Origin of the sequence: Nonomuraea corallina (genome assembly GCF_027620315.1) — a bacterium.
Lineage (GTDB): Bacteria > Actinomycetota > Actinomycetes > Streptosporangiales > Streptosporangiaceae > Nonomuraea > Nonomuraea corallina.
Map to the genome: position 1 here is coordinate 1 of NZ_JAPNNL010000317.1, position 3,188 is coordinate 3,188.

Here is a 3,188-nt window from a genome sequence, read left to right on the forward strand (position 1 = left end):
GCCGAGGAGGCCGAGGCCGTGGCGCTGGGCGGGCTGCTGGGCGCCTACGCGTTCTCCCGCTACCGCACCGGCGGCGACCAGAAGGCGCCGGTCGCCGACCTGACCGTGCTGTCCGGCGCGCCCGGCGAGACGGCGGAGCGCGCCTCCGTGCTGGCCGAGTCGGTGGCGCTGGTGCGCGACCTGGTCAACACCCCGCCGTCCGACCTGTGGCCGGCCAAGTTCGCCGAGATCGCCGAGCGGACCGGGGCCGAGGCCGGCCTGTCCGTCGAGGTGCTGGACGACAAGCAGCTCAGGGACGGCGGCTACGGCGGCCTCATCGGCGTCGGTCAGGGCTCGGCCAACCCGCCGCGCCTGGTCCGCCTCTCCTACACCCATCCCGAGGCCGCCAAGACCCTGGCGTTCGTCGGCAAGGGCATCACGTTCGACTCCGGCGGCCTGTCGCTCAAGCCGTCCGCGTCCATGGACTGGATGAAGTCCGACATGGGGGGCGCGGGCGCGGTGTTCGGCGCGCTCGTCGGCATCGCCAGGCTCGGCCTGCGGGTCAACGCCATCGGCTACCTCTGCCTGGCGGAGAACCTCCCCAGCGGCACCGCGCAGCGCCCCTCCGACGTCATCCACAGCTACAGCGGCAAGACCGTCGAGGTGCTCGACACCGACGCCGAGGGCCGCCTGGTCCTCATGGACGGCATAGCCAGGGCCGCCGAGGACAACCCCGACGCGATCATCGACGTGGCGACCCTGACCGGCGCCCAGATCGTCGCGCTCGGCTGGCGCACCGCCGGCGTCATGGCCAACGACGACGAGCTGCGCGAGCTGGTCGTCGAGGCGGCCGGCGCCGCGGGCGAGGGCGCCTGGGGCATGCCGCTGCCCGAGGAGCTGCGCAAGGGCCTCGACTCCCCGATCGCCGACATCGCCAACCTCCAGCCGGAGCGCTGGGGCAGCATGCTCGCCGCCGGGATCTTCCTGAAGGAGTTCGTGCCCGACGGCGTGCGCTGGGCCCACATCGACATGGCCGGTCCCGCCTTCAACAAGGGCGAGCCGTACGGATACGTTCCCAAGGGCGGCACTGGTGCTGTCACCCGCACGCTCATCGGACTGGCGGAGCGGCACGCGAGCGCGTCGAACCAGTGAAAAGATGAAGGCGACAAGACCACCCCGACAAGGAGCCTCGCTGTGGCCTACGACATCGTCGTCCTAGGTGGCGGTAGCGGCGGATACGCCTGCGCGCTGCGGGCGGCCGAGCTGGGCATGTCCGTCGCCCTGATCGAGAAGGACAAGATCGGCGGCACCTGCCTCCACCGGGGGTGCATCCCCACCAAGGCTCTGCTGCACGTCGCCGAGGTGGCCGACGAGACCAGGGAGAGCGGGTCGTTCGGCGTGCGCGCGCGCTTCGACGGCATCGACGTCCCGGGCGTCCACGCGTTCAAGGACAGGATCGTCACCCGCGCATGGAAGGGCGTGCAGGGGCTGCTCAAGGCCGCCGGCGTCACCCTGGTCGAGGGCGAGGGCCGGCTCGCGGGCGAGCGCCGCGTCCAGGTCGGCCCCGAGACGTACGAAGGCCGCCACCTCGTGCTGGCGACCGGGTCGGCGCCCAGGTCGCTGCCCGGCCTCGACATCGACGGCGAGCGGGTGATCACCAGCGACCACGCCCTGACGATGGACCGGGTGCCGTCCTCGGTGGTCGTGCTGGGCGGCGGCGTCATCGGCGTCGAGCTGGCCAGCGTCTACCGCTCGTTCGGCGCCGAGGTGACCATCGTCGAGGCCCTGCCCCACCTGCTCCCGGCCGAGGAGGAGTCCAGCTCCAAGCTGCTGGAGCGGGCCTTCCGGCGGCGCGGCGTCAAGTACGAGCTCGGGGTGCGCTTCGACGGCGTCAAGACCACCGAGACCGGCGTGCTGGTCACGCTGGCCAACGGCAAGACCCTCGACGCCGAGATCCTGCTCGTGGCGGTGGGCCGCGGCGCGGTCACCGCGGGCCTGGGCCTGGAGGAGGCGGGCGTGGCGGTCGAGCGCGGCACCGTCACCGTCGACGAGCACTGCCGCACCTCCGCCCCGGGCGTCTACGCCGTCGGCGACCTGATCGCCACCCCTCAGCTGGCCCACGCCGGGTTCGCCGAGGGCATCATGGTCGCCGAGCACATCGCCGGGCTCGCCCCCGCGCCCATCGACTACGCGGGCGTGCCGCGGATCACCTACTCCGACCCCGAGGTCGCCTCGGTCGGCCTCACCTCCGCGCAGGCCGCCGAGCGCGGCATGGAGATCGTCGAGCAGGTCTACGACCTGGCGGGCAACCCCAAGAGCCAGATTCTCGGCACGGCGGGCGCGGTCAAGGTCCTCGCCCGCAAGGACGGGCCGGTCGTCGGCGTCCACATGGTGGGCCGCCGCGTCGGCGAGCTCGTCACCGAGGCCCAGCTCGTCTACAACTGGGAGGCGCTGCCCGCGGAGGTCGCCCAGCTCATCCACGCACACCCGACGCAGTCCGAGGCGATCGGGGAGGCCATGCTGGCCCTGGCCGGCAAGCCGCTGCACGTCCACAACTAGTCCAGCCCTCGAGATCAGAACGCGAGAGAAGATAACGATGCCGGTCTCCGTACAGATGCCCCAGCTCGGCGAGAGTGTCACCGAGGGCACCGTCACCCGTTGGCTCAAGAAGGAGGGCGAGCGCGTCGAGGCCGACGAGCCGCTCCTCGAAGTGTCGACGGACAAGGTCGACACCGAGATCCCGTCGCCCGCCGCCGGCGTGATTCAGAAGATCGTCGTGGCGGAGGACGAGACGGTCGAGGTCGGCGCCGAGCTGGCCGTCATCGACGAGAGCGGTCAGGCCGGCGCCGCCGCCCCCGCCGAGGAGGAGGCGCCCGCCGCGCAGCCCGAGCCGGAGCCGGAGCCCGAGCCGGAGCCGGAGCCGGAGCCTCAGCCCGAGCCGCAGCAGGCCCCCGCCTCGTCGATCCCGCAGCCCGCCCCCGCCGAGCCGGCCCAGCAGCCCGCACCCCAGCAGCCCGCACCCCAGCGGCCCGCGCAGCAGCAGGCCCCGCAGCAGCAGGCCCCGCTGCCCACCTCGGGTGAGAGCCCGTACGTGACGCCGCTGGTGCGCAAGCTGGCCAACGAGCACGGTGTGGACCTCGACTCCGTCACCGGCACCGGGGTCGGCGGCCGGATCCGCAAGCAGGACGTGCTGGAGGCCGCCAAGCAGC

3 protein-coding genes are annotated in these 3,188 nt (G+C 72.9%); all 3 read left to right on the top strand.

Features of this window, described 5'->3' with window-relative positions:
* On the top strand, positions 1-1,131 hold a 1,131-nt coding region (locus OUY22_RS36265), incomplete at its 5' end, for a leucyl aminopeptidase (protein ID WP_270159844.1).
* Positions 1,132-1,173: 42 nt separating this feature from the next.
* Complete coding sequence (lpdA, locus tag OUY22_RS36270) at positions 1,174-2,538, top strand: dihydrolipoyl dehydrogenase (protein ID WP_270159845.1); 1,365 nt, start codon at positions 1,174-1,176, stop codon at positions 2,536-2,538.
* A 37-nt stretch (positions 2,539-2,575) separates the two neighbouring features.
* Positions 2,576-3,188: biotin/lipoyl-containing protein (locus OUY22_RS36275; protein ID WP_270159846.1), on the top strand; the 613-nt coding region annotated here is incomplete at its 3' end.